This window comes from Wenjunlia tyrosinilytica (genome assembly GCF_014646055.1).
GTDB classification, from domain to species: Bacteria; Actinomycetota; Actinomycetes; order Streptomycetales; family Streptomycetaceae; genus Wenjunlia; species Wenjunlia tyrosinilytica.
In genome coordinates this window covers 158,764-179,993 of sequence record NZ_BMMS01000005.1, presented here as the reverse complement: position 1 = coordinate 179,993, position 21,230 = coordinate 158,764, and the positions used below count along the sequence as shown (strand labels likewise).

At 72.5% G+C, this 21,230-nt stretch carries 14 protein-coding genes; 8 read left to right on the top strand and 6 right to left on the bottom strand.

Features of this window, described 5'->3' with window-relative positions; translation table 11 throughout:
- Positions 1–5 precede the first annotated feature (5 nt).
- Positions 6–635: an alpha-ketoglutarate-dependent dioxygenase AlkB gene (locus tag IEY86_RS07625; protein ID WP_189130761.1), complete on the bottom strand. Its 630-nt coding sequence runs from the start codon at positions 633–635 to the stop codon at positions 6–8.
- Between the two features lie 244 nt (positions 636–879).
- Here IEY86_RS07625 and IEY86_RS07620 point away from each other — a divergent pair, with 244 nt between their 5' ends.
- The gene (locus tag IEY86_RS07620; RefSeq protein ID WP_189130760.1) at positions 880–1,902 is read left to right on the top strand and encodes a polyprenyl synthetase family protein; all 1,023 of its coding nucleotides are present in this window, start codon (positions 880–882) and stop codon (positions 1,900–1,902) included.
- Positions 1,903–2,324: 422 nt separating this feature from the next.
- On the opposite strand, the gene IEY86_RS07615 is transcribed toward IEY86_RS07620, so the two are convergent.
- The 5 genes from IEY86_RS07615 to IEY86_RS07595 form a co-directional block, all read right to left on the bottom strand.
- Complete coding sequence (locus IEY86_RS07615) at positions 2,325–3,575, bottom strand: toll/interleukin-1 receptor domain-containing protein (protein WP_189130759.1); 1,251 nt, start codon at positions 3,573–3,575, stop codon at positions 2,325–2,327.
- A 42-nt stretch (positions 3,576–3,617) separates the two neighbouring features.
- Positions 3,618–6,629: an alpha-glucosidase C-terminal domain-containing protein gene (locus IEY86_RS07610; RefSeq protein ID WP_189130758.1), complete on the bottom strand. Its 3,012-nt coding sequence runs from the start codon at positions 6,627–6,629 to the stop codon at positions 3,618–3,620.
- Positions 6,626–7,765 (bottom strand): hypothetical protein, encoded by a 1,140-nt coding sequence (locus IEY86_RS07605; protein WP_189130757.1) that lies wholly within the window; start codon positions 7,763–7,765, stop codon positions 6,626–6,628. The genes IEY86_RS07610 and IEY86_RS07605 overlap by 4 nt, the downstream gene beginning before the upstream one ends.
- Positions 7,762–8,658 (bottom strand): AAA family ATPase, encoded by an 897-nt coding sequence (locus tag IEY86_RS07600; RefSeq protein WP_189130756.1) that lies wholly within the window; start codon positions 8,656–8,658, stop codon positions 7,762–7,764. The genes IEY86_RS07605 and IEY86_RS07600 overlap by 4 nt, the downstream gene beginning before the upstream one ends.
- A 114-nt stretch (positions 8,659–8,772) precedes the next feature.
- Positions 8,773–11,436, bottom strand: a complete 2,664-nt coding sequence (locus IEY86_RS07595; RefSeq protein WP_189130755.1) for an NACHT domain-containing protein — start codon at positions 11,434–11,436, stop codon at positions 8,773–8,775.
- Between the two features lie 92 nt (positions 11,437–11,528).
- Here IEY86_RS07595 and IEY86_RS07590 point away from each other — a divergent pair, with 92 nt between their 5' ends.
- The 7 genes from IEY86_RS07590 to IEY86_RS07560 all read left to right on the top strand — a co-directional run bounded on the left by IEY86_RS07590 (position 11,529) and on the right by IEY86_RS07560 (position 21,188).
- A complete protein-coding gene (locus IEY86_RS07590) occupies positions 11,529–12,410 on the top strand; it encodes a DUF4231 domain-containing protein (RefSeq protein ID WP_189130754.1) in 882 nt (293 codons plus the stop codon).
- Between the two features lie 132 nt (positions 12,411–12,542).
- Positions 12,543–12,989 (top strand): SRPBCC family protein, encoded by a 447-nt coding sequence (locus IEY86_RS07585; RefSeq protein ID WP_189130753.1) that lies wholly within the window; start codon positions 12,543–12,545, stop codon positions 12,987–12,989.
- A gap of 339 nt (positions 12,990–13,328) precedes the next feature.
- Entirely contained in the window at positions 13,329–13,754 is a 426-nt protein-coding gene (locus IEY86_RS07580) for a hypothetical protein (protein ID WP_189130752.1), read from the top strand.
- A 114-nt stretch (positions 13,755–13,868) separates the two neighbouring features.
- The gene (locus IEY86_RS07575; protein WP_189130751.1) at positions 13,869–14,333 is read left to right on the top strand and encodes an SRPBCC family protein; all 465 of its coding nucleotides are present in this window, start codon (positions 13,869–13,871) and stop codon (positions 14,331–14,333) included.
- Positions 14,334–14,646: 313 nt separating this feature from the next.
- Entirely contained in the window at positions 14,647–18,285 is a 3,639-nt protein-coding gene (locus IEY86_RS07570; RefSeq protein ID WP_189130750.1) for a HEAT repeat domain-containing protein, read from the top strand.
- A complete protein-coding gene (locus IEY86_RS07565) occupies positions 18,282–18,635 on the top strand; it encodes a hypothetical protein (protein ID WP_189130749.1) in 354 nt (117 codons plus the stop codon). Before IEY86_RS07570 ends, IEY86_RS07565 begins: the two co-directional genes overlap by 4 nt.
- A 171-nt stretch (positions 18,636–18,806) precedes the next feature.
- Positions 18,807–21,188 (top strand): vWA domain-containing protein, encoded by a 2,382-nt coding sequence (locus IEY86_RS07560; RefSeq protein ID WP_189130748.1) that lies wholly within the window; start codon positions 18,807–18,809, stop codon positions 21,186–21,188.
- The last annotated feature ends 42 nt before the right edge of the window (positions 21,189–21,230 follow it).

Here is a 21,230-nt window from a genome sequence, read left to right as displayed (position 1 = left end):
CCGCGTCAGCCGACGCCCGAGGGGCGGAACTGGACGCTGATGCGCGGGCCGACGGGCTTGGCCGTCTTGGGGATCGAATGGTCCCAGGTGCGCTGGCACGATCCGCCCATCACGATCAGATCGCCATGCCCGAGCGCCTGCCGGATCGTCGGGCCGCCGCCCGCTCGCGGCCGCAGCGCCAGGACACGTGGCTCTCCGACGGAGAGGATGGCGACCATCGTGTCCTCCTTGTCGCCCCGGCCGATCCTGTCGCCGTGCCAGGCCACGCTGTCTCCGCCGTCCCGGTAGAGGCACAGGCCCGCCGTGCGAAACGGTTCTCCCAGTTCGGCGCGGTAGTGCTCGCTCAGCATGGAGCGCGCGTCGGTCAGGACCGGGTGCGGCAGGGGGTCGTCCTCCTTGTAGAAGGCCAGCAGCCGCGGCACCGCCACGACGCGGTCGTACATCCTGCGCTCCTCGGCATGCCACGGCACATCGTTGGCCAGCTGCTCGAACAGCGTGTCCGCGCCGCTCAGCCAGCCGGGAAGGACGTCGATCCACGCGCCGTCGGCGAGTGTCCTGCGCTGGAGGTGATCAAGCCCACCCAGGCCGGCCTCTTCGGCGCCGCCGAAGAGGGAAGCCTGAAGGTGAAGGGTCATGACCTTCAGGATACGTGATTGCTCGAACGTCTGAGCGATTACTTCGGATGGGTTATCGCTCACCGCCGCCCTGATGCGGCCCGTGGCGGTCCGGGGCCGTCCCTATGGGTGAATCCAGGACTGGGACGGCGCCCTCGTGGGGAACAGAGTGTGACCGCGCCGACGCGGCCCCCCGCTGCTCGTGCTCAGCGGGCGTCCGGCCGCGTCCGCCACTCGTTCCCGCCTCACACTGCCGGAGGCCGCATTGCGGACCGAACGTACGTCACAGCAGGTCACCGAAGAGGTCATCGCCTATATGGAGCCCGCGCTGCGCGAGGCGGTCGCCAGGCTGAGCGAGCCCGTCAGGCATATGGCGGAGTACCACTTCGGCTGGGTCGACGCCGACGGGCGGCCCTCCGTGCCGGTCGGCTTCCGGCGGCGGCCCGCGCTGGTGACGCTGCTGTGCGCGGGCAGTGGCAAGCAGGACTGGGACGGCGCGCGCAATGCGGCCCTGGCGGGGACGCTGATGTCGGCAGCGGGCACCGTGCACGACGACGTGGTCGACCAGGAGATGATCCGCAAGGGGCGTGCGACGGTGTGGACCGTCTTCGGAGTGCCGTCGGCCGTACAGGTCGGAGTCGCGCTCCACTGCCTGGCCTTCGAACTGCTGGCCGAGGAGCCGCCGCGTGTCGCGGTCGAACTGAGCCGCCGAGCGGCGTACGCGATCCGGGAATGCTGCTCGGGCCAGATCCGCGACCTGCGGTCCGAGGGCTCCTCGCGGGCCGACCTCAAGGAGTCGGTGGACCTGCTGGAGAGCACCATCGCGTTCCCCACCGCGGGCGTGGCCATGGCGGGCGCGCTGGTGAGAGGCGCCACGGACAGGGAGATCGCGGCGGCGGAGAGCTTTGGCTACCACGCGGGTATGGCGATGGCGTACTTCGACGACTGGGAGGGTGTCTGGGGCACCTCGCGGGAGTCGCTGGAGGATCCCTTCGCGGACCTGCGACGGCGCAAGAGCCGATCGTTCGTGGCCTTCGCCCTCCAGTCGGGCGGACCGGCCCGCGACCAGTTGGCCGCCTACTACGACGACTGCGCGGAGTCGAGCCTCGAACAACTCGAAGGCATCGCGGGTCTGATCGAGGAGTGCGGCGGCCGGACCTGGCTCGAGGACCGGATCAGGGAGCACATCGTCCTGGCGGGGCGCGCGCTGCCGGAAGCGGTGCCCGATCCCCTCGCCCAGGCCGAGTTCGCCGGATTCCTGGGGATGATCGCCGACGAACTGCGCTGATGAACCGCGTTGAGCCGCCCGCGCGTTGGGCGCCGCACGCGAGAGCGCGGGGACCCCTCGGTGAGCGGCAGCACGCGGCATGTCATCACCTCGTCTCCCGCCCCGGGCCGGGACAGTGCGCGCGCCTACAGGGGCCCGTCCGCCGACGCCAGGGCCGGTCGGCCCCCATGACCGGCCTGTCGGCCCTATGGCCCCACCCGCCGAGGTGATGTCCTGGACCTGGCACCGAGGACAGGCCGAAGACACGGGGAAGCGGAACGCATCCGCGAAAGCGGAGCGCGTCCGCGCACCGTGCAATCAGGGCCCGCGAGAAGTGGGCAGCCCTCGGTGCCCTTGTGCCCGGCGGTACCCCCGTCCGCCGGGCACAAGGCCGTGTGCTTCGCGCGGCCGCCCGCCACGTCCGGGTGGTCCGGAGCCCGAAGTCATCCGCTGAAGTCGTGATGGGTCATGAGCATGTCCTGCTCCTGGCCGAGCGGCATCGACTGGAGGTGGGTGGCCGCCGTCGCCGCCTCGCCAGGACCGAGTCGGCTGTGGACGAAGACGAACAGCAGCCCGGGGAACTCCGCCACGAGTGTGCGCAGCAGCTCGGGATCCGGCTGGAGGTGCAGGACGATCGTGATGGGCCCCTTCTCCTTCTCGTGCCGGGCCATCACTCGGCGCAGATCCTCGGCCCCGCAAGGCATCCCGTGGCAGAGCTTGTCCGACAGGAAGCCCGCTATGTCCTCGACCAGTTCCTCCGTGAAACGCGCCCCGGACAGCGCCACCGGCTTGTGCATCACCCAGCGCGTCGGCATCTCACTGGCCCGGCGGACATACATGTCGGCGGTGGCGGGCCACTGCGCCGACAGCAGCGCGACCCGGCCCTGCGGGCGCGACGCCTCCACCAGGGCGTGGAGCTGACGGGCCGCCGCGGTCGGCACCCGGGCGAAGGGCACGACGACGTCGACGATCTCCTGGCGGCGCTCGCGCTCGGTGAGCAGGTACAGAAAACGGCCCAGGGCCTCCCGGAGGGCACACTCCGCGCCCAGGCCCTCGACGGGCCGTTCGCTGAGCAGTCCCGCTGAGACCACATACCGCAGATGCTCCTTCATGGAGGTGGGTGCGGCCACCTTCAGCAGCTGCGCGGTCTCGAGCAGGACGGGTGGCGCCAGCCCCTTGATCAGCTCGGCGATGAATTCGGTGACACGGGGGAAGGGCAGCGCACCGTACTCCTCGGCCAGCGGCTCGAGGAGGTTGCGCAGCCGCTGCGGTGGTCGGCCGGGCCCGGCATCCCGCTTCCAGTCGGCCATGTCGAACCTGCGCAGGTTCAGTCTCTCGAGAAGGGATCCCTTCAGATCGCGGCGGCTCGTGGAGGGGAGCGTGACGACCATGACACGGAACCTGCCCCCGGTCGCCTCGTGGAGCGCGATCGCGACCAGGGCCTCCTCCATGACATTGGGCGACTTCAGAGCGTGCGGAGACAGGACGATGGCCGCGCCCTCGCAGCCCAGCAGCTCCGCCATGACCTTGGCGTGCCAGTCGTCCCCGACGTCCAGCAGATGCCCGTCGTGGACCGGTACGCAGCCGCAGTCACGGACCAGTTCGACGACGGCGTCCCGGTAGTCGCCGCACCGGTTCCCCGCGCAGTCACAGGAGTTGGAACTGTGGCTGACGAAAACGCGGGGCTTGGCCATGGGCGGCACTCCTGGAGAAAGCAGCGGCGGTGAGCGGGTGGTTCAGCCGGTTCCGGGAGGACCGTGCAGCCGGAACCAGCGCATGGCGCCGGGGGCGAGCCGGAATGCCACCTCTCTCTCGCCGTCGTGCCTCACGCCGTCGCCACCGAGCAGGTCGAGCAGCCCCAGGGGCCCGGCCCACCCGAGCTGTTCGGCCGTGAAGGCGACGCCGACCTCCTGACCCGCCGTGTTCGCCAGGCAGAGCACCACTTCGCCGCCGTGACGGCGCAGGACCGCCAGGACGGATTCATGACCGGCATGGAGGAAGCGGCAGTCGCCTCGCGTGAGGGCCAGTTGATTGCGTCGCTGTTCGACCATCCGCCGCAGAGGGACACCCGCCGGGTCCTGCCCCCCCTGGATCAGCGGCAACGGGAGCACGGGGCAGCCCGGGAGGCAGAGGAGGAGACCGGCGAGGAGCGTCTTCGCACCCGGAGTGAGCCCTTCCGGCAGTGAGTCACCCCACTGCGGACCGATCGCTCCCAGCGGTAGCCACTGAATCCCCGTCCCAACGCCCTCAGCCCGGCCGTCCTCCCCATGGCCGTCCTCCCCATCGCTGCCTTCCCCATGGCCCTGCGGGCTCGGACGGCCCGTGAGTTCGCCACCGAGTCCGCTCACCACCACGACATGGCATCCCTGTTCACCCGACCCCTGGGGAGCGAAGAGCCGGTGCGCCGCCTCGAACTGCCGTGTCGTGCCGATCAGGGCGCGGTCGTCGTAGCCGTCGATGAGATGCCGCAGGTCTGTCAGCAGGGAGTCCTCCGGGCCGAAGCCGCCCACGAGCCGGATGCCGTCGACCCCCACATCGAGCCACCGCCGGACCGAGTCCAGCACTTCGATGCCCGGAAAGCCGGTGCCCGCCCCACTCACCGACGACAGATCGAGGTCCACGACCAGGCGCATGCCGTGGCGGCGAACGTCGGTCATCAACTGTGCGAAGTCCCGCTCGAAGCCCAACGGCAGCATCGGTTCCGCGCCGAGCGGCGGCGCGTGGAGCCGGTGCGAGCGCGGAATCGGATCGGCGGGGCCGACGACCACGCAGGTGACGCCTGCGTTCGCGATCCCTGCGAGCCGTTCGGCGAAGCCCCGCAGGCCGCTGCCAGGACCGCTTCCCAACGCGGCGGGTCCCGCCAACGCCAGCACGCATCCGCGGATCCACGTCGGAAGCCGCCCCACGTCGGAGGCCGGCTCCGTGTCCGGAGTCATGAGGTAGCGGCTGCCGTCCTCCGTGCGCACTTCGACGGGGCCGCCGACACCCGCGATCGTCCAGGTGCCGTCGGGAACCGCGCAGACCTTGCTCGCGCGGAAGGGAAGCCGGATCCGGAGGGGCAACCGGTCGGGGTCCGGCGCGGATGTCGGCCACAGCAGGATGTGCGAGTCGCCGCCCGCCGCCGCGAGCCGCCCGTCGGGACCGAGCGCGAGCGACGTCACCGGCCAGGGCGCCTGTCCGATGAGAAAGCGCCGGGAGTCCTCCCAACTGCGGGGCGAGGCGGCGCCGCCGTCCGGCTTGCGCCACCCCCAGACCCCGCCGTCCGGATCCGCCCACGCCACGAGGCCTCCGCCCGGATCACCGGTCAGCGCGGTCGCCGCTGACGCCAAAGTGAGCGCGGGCCTGTCGCCGGCCGCTTCCCAGACCCTCAGCACACCGTGCTCGTCGATCGCCGCGACGGTCGCCGAGCCCGCGAAGCCGGTGGTGGTCCACAGCACACGGATGGGCCCGCCCGCCACGGCCATACGGTGCACACGTCCCGTGGCGTTCCCCCGGAGGAGCAGCGCCGAGTCACCCTCCCGATCGGTCCAGTAGACGTCCGAGCCACGGTCGCCGACGAGTTGCACCCACCTCGGATCCGCCGACACACGCTGGTACAGGCTGGGCCCGGCCCGCTCCTCGCCCGACCTCAGCACGATCTGCCGCACCCGGTCCCCTTCGAGGAAGGTCAGCCAGATGTGGCCGCCGGAGGACAGGGCGATGCGCCGCCGCGGCGGGCCGCCCTCCTCGGGTGCGACGCGGCCGGTCTCCCGTCCGTCGAGCGCGTGCAGCACCACCGTGCCGTCGGCCAGGAGTACGGCCCAGCCGATCGAGCGGTCGTCCGCCTCCGGCGCCGCGACGAGGTCCGTCGCCTCTCCCGGATGCGCCGTGCTCGCCAGGAGCGTCCCGTCGCGGGCGCGCCGCTGCACGACGGTGAACGGCAGGTGCAGCACCTGCCCTTCCTCCAGTTCGAGCCGTACGGGCTCGCCGGTGTGGCTCAGCGTGCTGGACAGGTCCAGCCGCACCTTGCGGCCGCCCGCCGCCCTGAGGACCGCGGCTTCCGCGTCCGGCGGTCGGCTGATGACGATGCCGTCGCCCTGGGCGGCCACTCCGAAGGGGATGCTCCGCTGCACCAGCGCACGGGCCGTGTGGGTCGCGTCGCCGTCCGGGGCCTCGGTGTCCTCCGGCACGGGCAGGCCGAGACGTTCCGCCGAGGCCACCCGCACGCGCCAGGCGTTCTCCTTCTCCCGCAGCGCCTCGGGCAGCCGGGGCAGGTAGTGCAGTGCCCAGCGCCCCAGGTCGTCGGCCGCCCGGCCGTCCGAGGCGACGGCGCGCAGCAGGCGGCCCAGTTCGTGATCGGCTTTCCCCTGGTCGCCGTCGGGGTCCAGCGGCGCCCAGAGCAGTTCCTCGTAGAGCCGGGTGGTCCGGGGAGCGTGGGCGTGCGCCTCCCGGGTGAACCGGCGGACCGCGGCCGCGTGCTCGGGGCGGCGGGCGAGCCGCGACCACAGGGCCCGCGAGGCCTCGGGGTCCAGGAGCAGGGCGTGCTCCCCGGCCGCCTCGACCAGCGGCGAGAACCACAGCTCCGCTTCGAGCGCGGCCGTCGAACGGGGCAGGAAGCGCAGCCTGGCCCGGCGAAGGAACGCCGGCTCCACCGCCGCCGCCAGCGAAACGCACTCGGCGAGACGGACGAGGTCATGGCTGCGCCGCGCGAGCGCCTCCACCAGGGCGGCCATGTCCCGGCCGGTCCCCGCGTCCGTGCCCGGGCTCATGGCCGACCCAGTGGCCGCCGGATCCGGCGGGTCGCTTCCCTGGCGTGTCTCAGGGAGATCCGCCGGTCGAGCGGAATGAAGGCGACGTCGGCCCGCAACCGCCGCGCATACGCGCCGGCCGCGTACGGCGTCAGGCAGACCGCGGGGCAGCCGTTGTGCCGCACCACGCGGATGAACAGCTCCCACTCGGCGGGGTCGGCCACCGCGTTCCCACCGAAGGGAGGCCGAGTGCGGCCGAGGTCGGAGACCAGCACCACGGGGGTCCCCGGAGACGGCGGCTCGTACATCTCGAGGCGAGTCGGCGTGTTCCGGACGACCCCCCGCAGCGGGGAGCCGCGGAACCGCAGCACCTCGACCCGGTCCCGTCCGGTGACGCTGCGCACCAGTTCCTCCAGCCAGCCGCGGTCGGCGCGGAAGGGCGCCATGCCGTCTCCGTGGTCCAGCAGGAGCTGGGCACCATGCCTGGTGCTGAGCCGACTGCGCCGCGGCACGGTCCGCACCACGTGCTGTCCGGCAACCTTGCGCACCAGTGCCCGTTGGTCCAACTCGGTCCCCCGGACAGGGGTGGAGACCGCGCCGAAGACGATCCCCCGCGCCCAGTCGGGCCGCCACGGCGGCACGTACGGCGGGGGCGGGGCGGACCCGCCGTCGTCGAGGAGTTCCGGTGGGCCCGAACGCGATCCCGCCCCGAGCCGCGGGAGAGCGCCCGGCCGGGTCGAGGGGGCGACGACGGTCAGCGAGAACCCCAAGGGCCCTTCCGCGGGTCCGGTGGCCCGCGCGGCCGTGTGCCCGCTCCACTCGTCGGGCCGACCGCCCTCGTGGTCCCCGCGGGCCGCCCGCGGCCGGCCGGGCCAGGGCCTCGTGGGGACGGGACCGGTGGTGGCGGTCACCCCCGGGCCACCGGGCTCACGGGGCCGGCCCACGGCGGTCGGCCGCGGCCCGGAGTCCGGCGCGGGGGAGTGGCGGAGGCGGTGCCCGGAGAAAACGGCGCCTGCACCGATTCCGGGCGACGGGGCCTCGGTGACGTCGAGGCCGAGCAACCGGGCGATCTCGGCCGCGGTCCGCCGGTCCGTCGGACGCAGGGCGGCCAGCGCCCGGACCATGTCTCCGAGGGAGACCTCCCCCCGCGCGCTCACGCCGTGTGCTCCAGCCCTTCACGCCGCTTGCGCAAGGTGACGTCCGCCAGGACCTTCCACTCGCCCGTGCCCGGTACCACGCCGAGGCGGTGGCTCGCCTTCAGCGCGTCGAGGTACTCGGCGGTGCTCGGCCCCCCCGAGCTGTCCTCCAGCCGGTCCCGCACACCGATGAGATGGTCCGCCACCTGGGCGGCGAGCTCCCCGTCGTAGTGGGCGCCCAGGTGGGTGGCCGCCACGCTCATCAGGTGTTCCTTGCCGGGCGGGTCGAGTTCCACGATGATGCACCGCCGCAGGAAGGGGCGCGGCAGTTCACGCTCGTCGTTGGTCGTGATGACGACGAGTGGGGCGTCCTCCTCGGCGACCTCCACCATGTCACCCCAGGGCAGGCGGAAGGAGTGCGAACCCAGCGGTCCCAGCAGGCTGTTGGGCAGATCGGGGTCGGCCTTGTCGATCTCGTCGATGAGCACGACGGACCGGTGCGTGCTCGCGTCGGCGAACGCCTCCCACAGCGGGCCGCGGGCGTAGTAGTGCGAGATGTCCTCGTTGAGGTTGTGCGCCTGGGCGTCGTTGAGCCGCCGCAGCGCGTCGAACCGCCACAGCAGGTCCTCCGGCTCGGTGCGGGCGGTCACGACATGCGTGTGGGTACGCCAGCGCAGGATCCGCGCGACATTGGGCGCGAGCGACGACTTGCCCGATCCCGGTGGGCCGAAGACGAGAAGGGGCCGACCGGTCTTGAGGGCGACATTGACGGCGAGCACCAGCCGTTCGTCGTCGAAGACGTACACCTCGTCGTCGGCGGCGTAGCCGTCCCGCTCGGCCGTACCGTCGCCGTGACCGCCCGCGGTCACGTCCCCGGGGGCGTCGGGGTCGAACTCCTTGTCGTACTGGAGCACGTCATCCTCCGGCGTATCCCGTGGTGAGCCCTGTGAGCCCGTGTCCTCGTCGTCTTCTTTCTACCGTGCGGCCGTTGGGCCGCGGGCCGCCTTCGCGAACTTCGGCGGTCCGGCTCAGTGCCAGGGCGCCGGGCCGGGAACGATCTCCACACGGGGAAGCGTACGGCGCAGCGGCTCCAGGTCGAATGCGCCCGTGGCGGTGGGCAGATGGAGAGCGCGCAGCCACAGCGCACCGGCCAGGCCGCCGAGCCGGTCGGCGGACGGCAGCGGCGCGAGTTCCAGGAAGGTGACATCCGTGCCGGCCACCGCGGACAGGTCGTCGAGGAGGGGGCAGTCGGACACGGAGAGGAAGCGCAGCTTGCGGCAGCCGGACAGGGCATCCAGGCCGGTGAGGCCCGGATTTCCGGCGATCGTGAGCTTCCTGAGGCCGGGCAGGTGCCGCAGCGGACCGTAGTCGGTGATGCCGCCGCGGCAGGTGAGTTGGTGGACATGCGCGGCGCCCGCGAGCCGGGCGAGGTCCGGGTCGCTGCGCACCTCCATCGCGGAGCGCACGGCGGCCCCCGCCTCGCCGCTCGCCCCGTCGTCGGTCCAGGACGCGACGAACAGATGCTGAGCGGGGGGCCGTTGGGGATTCCAGGTGCTGGTGTGCCGGGCCAGCTCCGCACGCTGCCGTTCGAAGTCGCGGATGAAGGCCTGGGCCACGTCTCCGCCGATCAACTCGGCGGTGCGGACCATGAGAGCGGCCTCGGACTCCGACACGTACGCCGGATGGGGAAACAGCCGCAGGATCATCTCCCCCGCCTGGGCCAGCGGGTGGACGTCCTCGGGCCGCTGCGGCGGGACAAGCTCCGCCGCCTTCTCCTCCACCCGCGCTCGGACCTCGGGGTCGGCCTCCGCGCACTCCTCCATCGCCGTGGCGGCGATCAGAACCAGTTGCACATGCTCGGCGTGCGCAACGGCCCGCCGCGCACGCTCGAGCAGACCGAGCAGCACCCTCCGCCCCTCCCACGGACGGGCGTAGGCCACGGCCAGGATGACGCATTCGCGCCACCAGTCGTCGTGGGCGTTGTCCACCAGGAGGTCGAGGTCGCCCGCCTCCACGATCCGCTGTGCCGCCAGGTACTGCATGAGCGGGCCGTGGACGAACTCCACTCTCGTGACGGCCGTCTCCCTCAGCAGGCCGCTTCGTGCCAGCAGGTGCTGGTAGACCTCCCGCGAGTCCGCCGAGAAGGGGGGCAGTGCCCGAAGCGCGTCGGAGAGCACGGCGAGCAGTTCCGTGCCGGCTGCCTCCACCCTGCCGTTGCGCAGCATCCAGTAGGCGATGTGCCCCAGCAGGAAACGCTGGTCCTCCTCGCTGAGCCTCACACCCTCGGGAGCGGCGATCGAGCGTTCGCGGTCCCGCCGCCCGAGCAGCATCGACAGGGCCGCGTCGTACAACTGGACACGCTGGGTGGGAAGATGGCCGACGCGCACCCTGTGCAGCGCGCAGATCAGGGCGCACATCAGCGGGTTCTTCATCAGCCCCTGGAGGTCGCGCCTCGCGCGAATCGAGTGCAGGAGCGCGTTCTCGTACTCCCCCAGACGAGCCTGGTCGTGCGCCGTGGGCTGGGCGACCCCGGCGGCCGTGTGCCAGAGGGAGACAAAGCGCTCGATGTCCGCGCGGTCGAGCGGCAGCAGGGCCAGCTCGCCGAACCCGGCGCGGTGCAGCCATCCCTCGGGCACCGCCGACGGCCTGGACGTCACCACGTAGGACGAGTGCGGGTACGCGCTGAGCAACTCCTCCAGCCAGCGCCGCACCCGGGCACGCTCCGTCGGCCGGACCTCGTCGATGCCGTCGAGCAGTACCAGGCCGCTTCCCTCTGCCAGGAGATGGTGCGCCCAGCGGTCCGGAGCCCGGTCGGCGAGCGGAGAGCCGACGCAGGACAGGAACTCGTCCGGGCCGGGCAGCTCCCCGTGGCGGACGATGGTACGAACCGGCAGGAGAAAGGGGACGGGGTCGCCGAATCCCGTCGACAGCTCCAAGGAGCGGCGGGCCGCCGACACGGCGAGCCATGAGAGCAGCGTCGTCTTGCCCGATCCCGCGGAGCCGCGTACGAGAAGACGCGCTTCCCCCGTCAGCGCCTGCTCGGCGCGCACCCCATGGCCGCTGTCGCCGCCGATCTCGGCCATGGGGGCGAGGTAGGCGGTGTCGAGGGTCAGTGCCATGGGGTCGCGCACGATGTCGAGGCCGAACAGCTCCATCCTGTTGTGCGCCTCGGCGACGTGGTCCCGGTACTGCTCTTCGAAGACCATCCGGGCGATGCGCTCGGCCTGCGGACGCAGACCGTCGGGAACGGCTTCCCACCGGTTGACGAGGCCGTGCAGGACATGGAGGCAGAACTGGTCCAGCAGGGCGACCAGCAAAGCGGTGCCCTCGTCGGAAAGGTTCGGCGTGTCCGGCGGCAGGGCTTCCACGACACGGCGGCTGAGTTCCTGCGGTCCCATGTCGACAGCGTCGGTTTCGGCCACGGACAGGGTTCCGAGGGTCAGCAGGGCCGCGGTGAGCACCTGGGTGACCGCGTCCGCCTCGGTGTCGGTCACCGTGTGGCCGTACTGGCCTTTGGCGACCGCCCGGGTCACGAGATGGCGAGCCCACTCAGGTGCGTTCACATCCCTCATCCGGAGCAGCTGCGAGAGCCGAAGCGGCTGGGAACGAGACCGCGCCCGCCGCTTGTCGAGCGCGTTGAGCGCGGCGTCGATCGCGATTCGGACGATCTCGGTGATCAGTAGGACTTCCACCCGCACCCCTCCGACGACGGATCCAGAATGCCGCAGCCGCGGCCGACCGCGGGGCGTTGCGCGCGGATCGGAGAGAGCGTCAGAATCGCGGGGTGAGCGTTGTGGGGGGTAGTGCGGCCGTGGCCGGCGTGTGGGACCGGCAGAGTGTCTGGTCGCAGGCGGCGAACCGGTTGAAGGCGTCCATGGGCAGGGCCAGGACGGTCTCCCTGATGCTGGGGATCGCGGCGGCTGTCCTGGGCACCGCCTCGTCCCAGGTGATGAGTTGGAACGGAATGGCCGGCAAGGCCCTGGCCTTCGGCGCCGCCGTCGCCGCCGGGCTCGTGCCGATCGCGGCCAAGGGTGCCGGTCCGCGCCGGACACGCGACTGGACCCGTCTTCGCTCGGTGAGCGAGGCGGTCAAGAAGGAGACGTACACCTTCCTCGCGCAGGCGGGACCGTACCGGGGGCCGAACGCCGAGTCCGAACTCGTCGCCCGGATCGACAGGCTCCGTGCGTCCGCGTCGGATCTGACCCGCTACCTCGCGGGGATCGCCCCGGTCCGGCGCGCGGTGCCCGCCGTGTACGACGTCGACTCGTACGCCGACCTGCGTGTCAAGGCACAACTCGACGGCTACTACCGGCCCAAGGCCGTGGAGATGGCCCGCAAGGTCGCCGTCGTCCAGAGGATCGAGACCGTGCTCGGCATCACCGGAGCGATCCTGGGCGCGGTGTCCGGTGTCTTCGGGGTGGAGCAGGCGAGCGCGTGGGTGGCCGTCGCCGCGACCGTCGCCGCCGCCGTGACCGCTCATGCCGCGGCGGTGAAGTACGGCTACCAGGAGTTGGAGTTCACCCGCACGGCTGAGGAGCTGGACCGTCTCCTCCTGGGAAGGTCCACGGCGGGCAGCCCTGCCGATGAGGACGCTTTCGTCGGGCAGTGCGAGCATGTGATCTCCATTCAGAACGAGGCCTGGATGGCGGCCTGGACCGCCGAGTGAGGTGCCGGTGCGGGCCGCGCTCGGCAGGCAGCGCGCTGATCGGCCGGGGCGCGGCTCCCCGCAATCGCCCGCCCGGGGTGATAAGCGTTGATGCCCGCACCCCGCAGCGGCGGGCGATCAGAGGAGGAACCAATGGCCGGTCGGTTCGAGGCAACGGTCGAGATCGACCGCCCTGTTGAAGAGGTGTTCGCCTTCCTGGCCGACGGGGAGAACGATCCCAAGTTCAGCCCCAGGGTGCTGGAGATCGCGAAGACGACGGACGGCCCGACCGCGGTGGGCACCGTCTACAGGAGCACGGTCAAGGACGCCGGGATGAAATCGAACCGGGAGTTCCGCATCAGCGAGTTCCGGGCGCCCACGACGATCCGCTGGACGGAGATCTCGAAGAACCTGGTGACCGCGAGCGAGGGCGGCTACGACCTCGAGCCGACCGCCGAGGGCAGGACGCGTCTGAGGGTCTTCAACGACCTCGAGGGCCATGGCCTGGGCAAGCTCATCGCGGGCTTCGCCGTGAGCGCGGCCCGCAAGGACGCCGACGCCTTCGCCCGCCGCATCAAGGCGGCCGTGGAGGCGTCCTGAAGGCCCACGCGCGGGAACAGGTCAACCGCGTCGCCGGGAACCGCGGCCGGGACCGGTCCAAGGCCGAGAAGCTGGTCGCCGCCCATCACCGTCTCCCGGCACAGGCCGCCCAGCCCCCCGCGGCGCGCAACGACCGGTGACGACGTGGCGCGCACCCACCGAATCCGCCGGTGGGGGTGACCACGGCACCGCCCGGCGCCCGGGACCACCGGTCCCGCAGTGGCCACTGCCTGGTCCCCCGTTTCAGTCCGTGGACTCGATCACAAGCCGTATCGCGCCGTGATCCGTATCCCTTGGGAGACACCTGATCCATAGCCCCCACGTGCCTCTGGAGAGCTGATGACCACGCGTGCGAAGGAGATCGTGCTGGTAGGAGTCGGTGCGCTGTGCGCCCTCACCAGCGCTGTGCTCCACCTGATGCTCGTCCCGGCCCATCTGGAGGAGATGCCCTACATCGGAGTCCTGTTCCTGATCGGCGGCGCGGCCCTGATCCTCGTCGCCCTCGGCCTGTTCCGGCGCAACGCGGCACCGGCCTGGGTGGCCGGCGCCCTGCTCAGCGCCGGCATGATCGTCGGCTTCACGCTGTCGCGCACCGTCGGACTGCCCGGCGGCTACCAGGAGGTCGGCTGGGAGCCGCCCTACGGCACCGTGTCCGTGATCGCGGAGGTGGTCCTGCTCTTCGCCTTCGCCGCCTGGCTCGGCCTGAGCCCCGTCGAGCCGGCCGCCACCACGGCCCCTCCCGCCAAGGTCCCCGTCCGCCGATAGGCGGTGGCGCGCGACGGACGGCGCGGGGGACGGGGCGCGCTCAGGCGGGCCGGACGGCCCTGGCCGCCGGGGTCGCGGGTCACGGACTAAAATGGAGCGCGGAGGAGGCTTGTGATGACTCACGACGCCGGGCTGAGACTGCACCTCCTGCGAGTGCTGCGCGCACCCCGCTCAGTGGTCTTCCGCGCCCTCACCGAACCGGGGGAACTGGTCAAGTGGTGGGGCCCCGAGGGCTTCACCACCGCGAGCGTGGAAAGCGACCTGCGGCCGGGTGGCGCGTACCGGATCGCAATGCGGCCGCCGGAGGGCGAACTCTTCCACCTGGTGGGGGAGTACGTCGAGGTGACCCCTCCGGAACGCCTGTCCCGCACCTTCCGCTGGGAGCCCCCCGACCCGGAGGACCGGGAGACGGTGGCGACGCTGTCGCTCCACGACATCGACGGCCGGTCGACCGAACTGCGTCTGACCCAGGGCGACTTCGCCACGCAGCGCCGCCAGGCTCTCCACGAGGAAGGCTGGACGCAGAGCCTCGACAAGCTGGAGGCGCTGATGTCGTCTGCGGGAGCGCGGGCGCGTTGAGCCCACGCCGGATCGGGAGACGGCGAGGACGGCGCGAGGACGAGGACGGCGCGAGGACGACGACCCGGTCGAGCCCTGCGACCGGCTGCGGTCCCCCCGCCGGGCGACGACCCGGTCTCCCTGCGGCCCGCTGCGGTCCCCCGCCCGCCGGGCCGGGACTCCTCATGGCGTCGGCCGGGGCCTTGCCACCCGGCTTCCGGCAAAACGCCGTTCCCCCGTCCCCGGATGCGGTACAACGAAGCACTGACATCGCGGCCTTGCACGGGTCCGCTCGACATTTCGGACCGTCGCAATGGGGCTGGGGGGCCACCGTATGCAGCGTGGCAGGCGGGGTGCGGACGCGTCGGACGCGGCGGCCGGACTGCTCGCGGCCCTGGGAAGCGAACGTGTGGAGCGGCGGTGCGCTGCCGCCGGGGTCGCGGCCCGGTCCCGTGACCGAGCCGTGCTCGGTGCGCTGGTGCGGATGGTCGGCGATTCCTCCGCACAGGTGCGGGCGAGCGCGGCGGATGCTTTGGCGGGACGCCGGGCCGATCTGGTGCGGACACTGGCCGACGAGCGGACTCTCTTATCCGTGCTGGAGGGGGCTCTGCTCGATTCCGACCGGACCGTGGCGCTGACGGCCGGGCTGATCCTGCGATACAGCGGCGGGGCACCGGGGCGCCGCCGCCTGGCCTCGGCACTGCTCCATCGGACTTCCGCGGTGCGGGCCACGGCGGCGGACGCGCTGCGCGGGTGTGTGGAGCCTGCCGTCGTCACCGCCCTGAGCGAGGCCCTGCGCGATCGGCGGCCCGGGGTGCGCCGCGCGGCGGCGCGGGCACTGGTGGGCACCGCGCACGACGGCGCGGTCGCCGGGCTGGGCCGATTGGTGGCCGACGTCGACACCGAGACCCGCGCGGCCGCTGTCGAAGCACTGTCGCAGAGTTGGAACGAGGGAGCGGGCGAGGCGCTGGCCTCGGCGGCGGACGACGCCGAGCCGGTGGTGCGGGAGGGTGCGGCCAAGGGCCTTGAGCGGCATGCCGCACTGGCGAGGCTGCCGCGGTTGCTCGACCACCTCGAGCGGGGCGGGCTGCCTGCCCGCGGCGCCGCCGAAACGCTGGTGTGGCTGCTCGGTCCGCATCTTCACGCCACCCCCGAGGACTTCCAGGACGCCCGTGCGTGCCCGGGGTCCGGGGCGGCGCCCGCGCGTCAGCGGGTGCTGACGGCACTGGCCCGCGCACTCGACGCGGACGCCGAGGCCGCCCCGGAGGCCGACACGACGGACGGCGGCGTCGAACTCCGGACGGCGGCGATGGCCGCTCTGGGCTCCGCGCCCGACGCGCCCGCGGCGGTGGCCGACGCGGCGCTGGTCTCGGGGATCGCCGACCCGGCACCCACCGTCCGCGCCGCCGCGTTCAGAGGGCTGTGGCTTCGGGGCAGCGCCACCCCGGAGGCGGTCCGGGCCGCGGTGACAGCCGTGGCCGGCGGGGCCGGTGAGTGGGAGTGGGCAGCCGCACTGCTGTGTGGTGCCTGGGAGCGGAGTGGACGGGAGACCGGCGCGGAGCTGAACGCGCTGACCGCACTGCTGCGCCACCCCGACGCGGAACGCAGGCTCACCGCGGCGCTGTGCCTGTGCCCCGCGCCCGAGGAAGCGGTCGAGGAGGTCGCCGTGGCGCTGGACGACGACGACAGCGCCGTCCGCCGGGCCGCGGCGGCGTCGTTGGCGGCCTGCGGCAGCCCGTTCGCCCATGAGGCGCTGCTGTTCGCGCTCGTCCGGCCGGACGCCGGGGTCAGGACCGCGGCGGAGGACGCGTGCGCCGACGCGGCCACCGATCTCGCGCTGCCGGTCCGTCTGGAGGCCGCCCTGCGGGATCCCATGCCCCAGGTGCGCGTCGCCGCGCTGCGAGCGCTCGGCCGCCGAGCGGACTGGCGAGGGGACCGGCGCGCGCCGGAGGTGATCGAGGAACTGCTCCACGACGGCAGCGCTGTGGTGCGTCTCCAGGCCGCGTACGAAAGGCGCCTGCGGACCACGAGAGCGGCGCCCCCCAAGCGCGACCAGGAGCGGGCGGAGATCCCGTACGCGACGCGGCCGCATCCGGCGACGGTCGGCGCGATCGAACCCGGCGAGGGCTACGGCCGAAGGCTCACGGAAGCGAGCGGGCCCTTCGCCGAGGTCTGGCGGGCCCACCGCGACGCGTTCCACTCCCGAGGAAAGCCGCCGGCGGACAGGCGCCACCTGAACACCTGGCTGTGCGAGGCGGGCACATCGGAACGCGTTGCCCGCAGCGCCCCTCTGCGGTGCGGCACGCCGTACGAACTCGCCCTGAACATCGGTCCCCTCATGGACGACAGCGCCGTGCTCAACTCCCGGGAGAGTCCCCTCCCCGACACCCCCTCCGTGGCAGGCTCCCGTCTGCATGTCCTGCTGCTGAGCGACGACTTCGACGTTCCCGACGAACCGTGGCCGCTCGACATCCCGGTGTCGGGGCCGAGCGCCACCGCGCGCATCCCCGTCCGCACACCCGTGGGGCCGCGTTCGGCGCTGCTGCACTTATGGCTGTTCGCCGATCGCACTCTCCTGGTCGCCGCTGTCCTGCGGGCCGGTGTGGGCGCCGAGGGCCACGGCTACCACGTCGTCGTCGGCCACACGCTCGGCGCCGACCCCCTGGGCCCCGCGCGGCCCTCGCACGGCACCGACGTGCTCGTCCACTCCGGAATCGGCCGCGACGGGGAGCACCGGATAGCCGTCTACGGGGGACCGGGGCACCGGTTCGCGGCGTCCTTGAACGACGCCAGAGCCCTCGAGGCGCTCAAGATCGCGCGCACCGCGCTCGTCGCCGCGCACTTCACCACCGCCCGCGACGGCCGCGTCCACAGCCGCTACGGTCCGACCGGTGCGCTGCCGCCCGCCGCGGCCCGCGACGATCTGGCCCGGCTCGCCCGCCTCGGACGGCGGCTGTACACCATGGTGGTCCTCAGCATCGGGCGCGGCGCGGAACTCGACGCGATGCTGCGTGACACCGCCAGGGTCACCGGCCGGCCGGCGCGGATCCAGATCACCGGCGAGGAGACCAGGCTCGCCGCGTTTCCGTGGCAGCTCGTCTACGACATCCCCTGCGCGGGAGGGGAAACGGCGCTCCAGGACTGCCCGCTGCTCGGCGACTGGCTGGCGGGCCGGCTGGGCGACAAGCCGCCCGCGTCCTGCCCGCACCCCCACCCGGAGAACACACTGTGCCCGTCCGGCTTCTGGGGCTTCGCCCACGAGGTGGCGGCGCCGGTGTGGGGGCCAACGGCCAGCGGGGCCTTGGAGTTCGGGGCGAGGGGCGGGCGCCCGGACGCCGTGGTGGCGTTCAGCACCACGCTCGACGCCACGCTGAGGCAAGGCCATCTGGACCGGCTCAACGGGCGGCTGGACCCGGTCGAGAAGTGCCCGACCATCCCGGGCCTGCGTGCGTCGCTCGCCTCGACGAGCCGGGACGTCGTCTACTTCTACTGCCATGGCCGCCGCCGTCCGCTGCCCGGGAGCGGCTATCCGGAGCCGACCCTCGAGATAGGCAGGGACGAGGAGTTCGCCCCGGACGATCTGTACACGTGGGCGCAGTCGTGGCCCCGCGAGCACTGGGGGGACAACCGGCCGCTCGTGGTCATGAACGGCTGCCACACCGGCGAGCTGACTCCGCACACGCTGGTCGACTTCGTCACGGTCTTCCAGCACCTGGGCGCCGCCGGCTGTGTCGCGACGGAGATCGCCCTGGAGCAGTCCGTGGCCGGCCGGGCGGCGGAACTGATGATCGGTGAACTCGCCCGCGGACGGCCGGTGGTGGAGGCGGTGCGCACCATGCGCTGGCTGCTCCTGCGGATGGGCAACCTCATGGGACTCGCCTACACGCCCTATTGCCACAGCGGTCTGGTGCCCGGCTTCGAGCCGGAGCCCGTGCGGGCCGCGCGATCCACAGCCGGAGGAGATGGCGGATGAGCTCGAACCCATGGGTGATGAGTGCCGGGGCGTTCTGTTTCGGTGTGGTGATCGGGTTCATCACCTACCGGACGCTGGTGCGTTCCGAGTCCCGAGGCGTCTCGGACCTTGCGGTCGTCGTCGCCGCCGTGGGCGGCGCAACGGTGACGGCGCTGTTCGATCCGCAGGAGACCGACGCGTTCGGGTGGTACGGCATGGGCCTGCTCGCGGGTCTTGCCGGCTACGCGGGCCTCTACTCGTACACCCACGGCAAGAAGGGGTACGGCGACGTCATGGGGGACAAGGACGCCGGCGCGGCCGGAATCGCGCCGGTCGGCACATCCGACTACCAGCCGACGAACCAGCGGTGACCGCAGGGCTTCACTGTGCGCCGATCTTCCTGTTTCATCATCGGATACATGGCCGAAGTGCTACAAAGAACCAAGGGGCAGCTCGGCTCCGAGGACATTGATGGGGGATGTCCGATGCGGACCGATCGTCGACGATCTCAGCGGCGGGATCCCGGCGCAGTTCGGGACGCCGTGACAGCTCTCTTACGGGCACTGGTCCCTCGAGCCTGCCTGTGCGCCCTGTTATGCGCGGTCCTGCTCGCCGCGACGCCGGGGTTCTCCTCCGAGCACGCCGTGAGGACGGACACCGCCCTGTCCGGCGCCGTCGCCGAGACGGCGTCCGGCCGGGGTCTGGCGCCTCGACCCGTCGACTTCGTGGTCCTGGTGGACGAGTCCGGCAGTCTGTCCACCGAGGATGTGCGGCGGGAGAAGGAGGCCGCCTCGCTGCTCGCCCTGGGCGAGGTGTCGGACAACTCCCGGGCCGCCGTCGTCGGGTTCGGCAGCTCGGCGCCCGGAGGAGCCGGCCCCGTGGACGTCGTGTGCGGGCTCACGGAGCTGAACGGCACGGGCCGGGACACGGTGGACGGCTGCACGGACCGGCTGGCGAAGCGGACGAAGGCGCAGGGGCAGGGGACGGACTTTCCCGCCGCCATCGCCTCGGCCGTCGATCTGCTCAACTCCGCGCACGGCGACCGGCCCAAACTCGTCTTCCTGCTGACCGACGGCAAGCTGGACGTCTCCGACGACGTCGCCTACGGGCCCGACGCCGGGTCGCGCAAGCGTGCCAGTGAACGGGCGCTCACGGAGGAGCTGGCCTCGGCACGGCGCAACGGCGTGCAGCTGTGGCCCCTGGGGTTCGGCAAGTCCCTGGACCAGGCGCAGTTGAAGCGCATCGCCGCCGGAGGCTTCCAGGGCGGCTGCGCGGACTCCTCCACCACGCCCGCGTTCGCCTCCGTCTCCTCGGCCGAGGATGTCAACCAGGCCCTGCTCCTCGCCTTCGGGCGGGCGCGCTGCGCCCGTGTCGGGCAGATGGTCACCGAGACGGTGGACGGCAACGCCGATCTCGAGGTGACGATCCCCCCCATCGCGACCGACGGCTCCATCTCCGTCGTCAAGCAGGACCCGCGGTCCGTGCGGGTCACCTACTTCGACCCCAAGGGCCACGAGGTCCGGCTGGGCGCGGCGGCGGGCACGTCGTTCCAGCTCTCCGGTCAGAGCGGGCGCGTGGAGTCACTGCGCATCCGCGATCCCCTGCCCGGCACCTGGCGCGTCCATGTGGAGACCACCAGGGGCTCTCAGCGGGTCAGCGCCGTCGCTCTGTGGCAGGGGGTGCTGCGCACCGCCCTCGTGCTCGACCCGCCGTCGCCGCGGCCCGGCCAGCGGGTGGTCGCCCGGATGAGGCTGATGACGAGGGCGGGCACCGTGCTCGGCGCCAAAGACCTCTCGGGTGTCCGGGCCTCGTTCCGGATGAGCGGCGACGGTATCGGGAACGACGTCATCGTCGGTGCCCGGGACGACGGAAGGGGAGGCGACCGCACCTCGGGTGACGGCGAGTTCACCGCCCGGATGGCCGTCCCGGCGGACGCTTCCGGCAAACTGCGTGTGTACGGGTCGATGTCCAGCCCCGGTGTCGTCGGCGACCGCCGCCCGTACTCCACCAGCGTGCAGCAGGGCGCTCCCTCCCTCAAGGCGTCGATCGTGCTCGGGTCGCGCGCGGCCCACCCCGGCCAGTCGATCACGGGCAGTGTGCAGGTCACGAACACCGGCAGCGCGGCCCGGACACTGCACCTGACGGCCGTCGACGTACCCTTCGCCACGCACTTCGTCCTCACACCTCAGCGGGTTCGCGTGGCCGCCGGAGCGCAGACCTCGCTGACCTTCACCATGGCCTTCGGCGAGCACGCCCCGACGGGCCTGGTGCCCGGCCGGATCAGGGTGCGGGACGACGCGGGTGCCGTGGTGACCGAGTCCTTCCTCGGTGTCAAGCTGACCACGCCACCGCCGTGGTGGGAGCGGTACGCCTGGCCCATCGGGGTGGGCGTGGCGGCGCTGGCGTTCCTCGTCTTCCTCGTGGTCGTCCGGCGCCGGGACCGGTCGAGGCAGCTGGAGACCGCCGGCCTGACCCTCGTCCTGAACCAGGACGGCGCCGAGGTGAGCCGGTTGCGGGCGCCGCCCGGCAGGTCCCGTGAGTTCTCCTTCGCGGTCATCTCCTCCCGCGGTTCGAGCAGCCAGTTGGTGAACGCCGACAGCGGCCCACGTCACCGTGTGCGAAGACTGCTCGACGGGCGGATCGAGGTCCGCCGGCCGGAGGGCAGGCCGCTGTACATCCCGCGCAATGGGTCGGTCCCCCTCGGCGGCGGGCTGGCACTGTCCTTCACCGACACCCGTGGCGTTCAGCCGGGTCCGAAACCGCGGCGTGCGCCCGGCACCGCCGGCCGTCGGCCGCAGGAACGGCGCGCTGGACGCGGCCGGGACTCCACCACCGGCAGGAGTGCCGGGTCGGGTCGGAGGACGGCCCCTTCCCAGGCGCGGGTCGATCCGTCCGCCGACCAGTCCTACGACGATGCGTTCTGAACTGCCCCGGCGCGCCGCTTTCAGGCGTCGCCGGAACGAGGG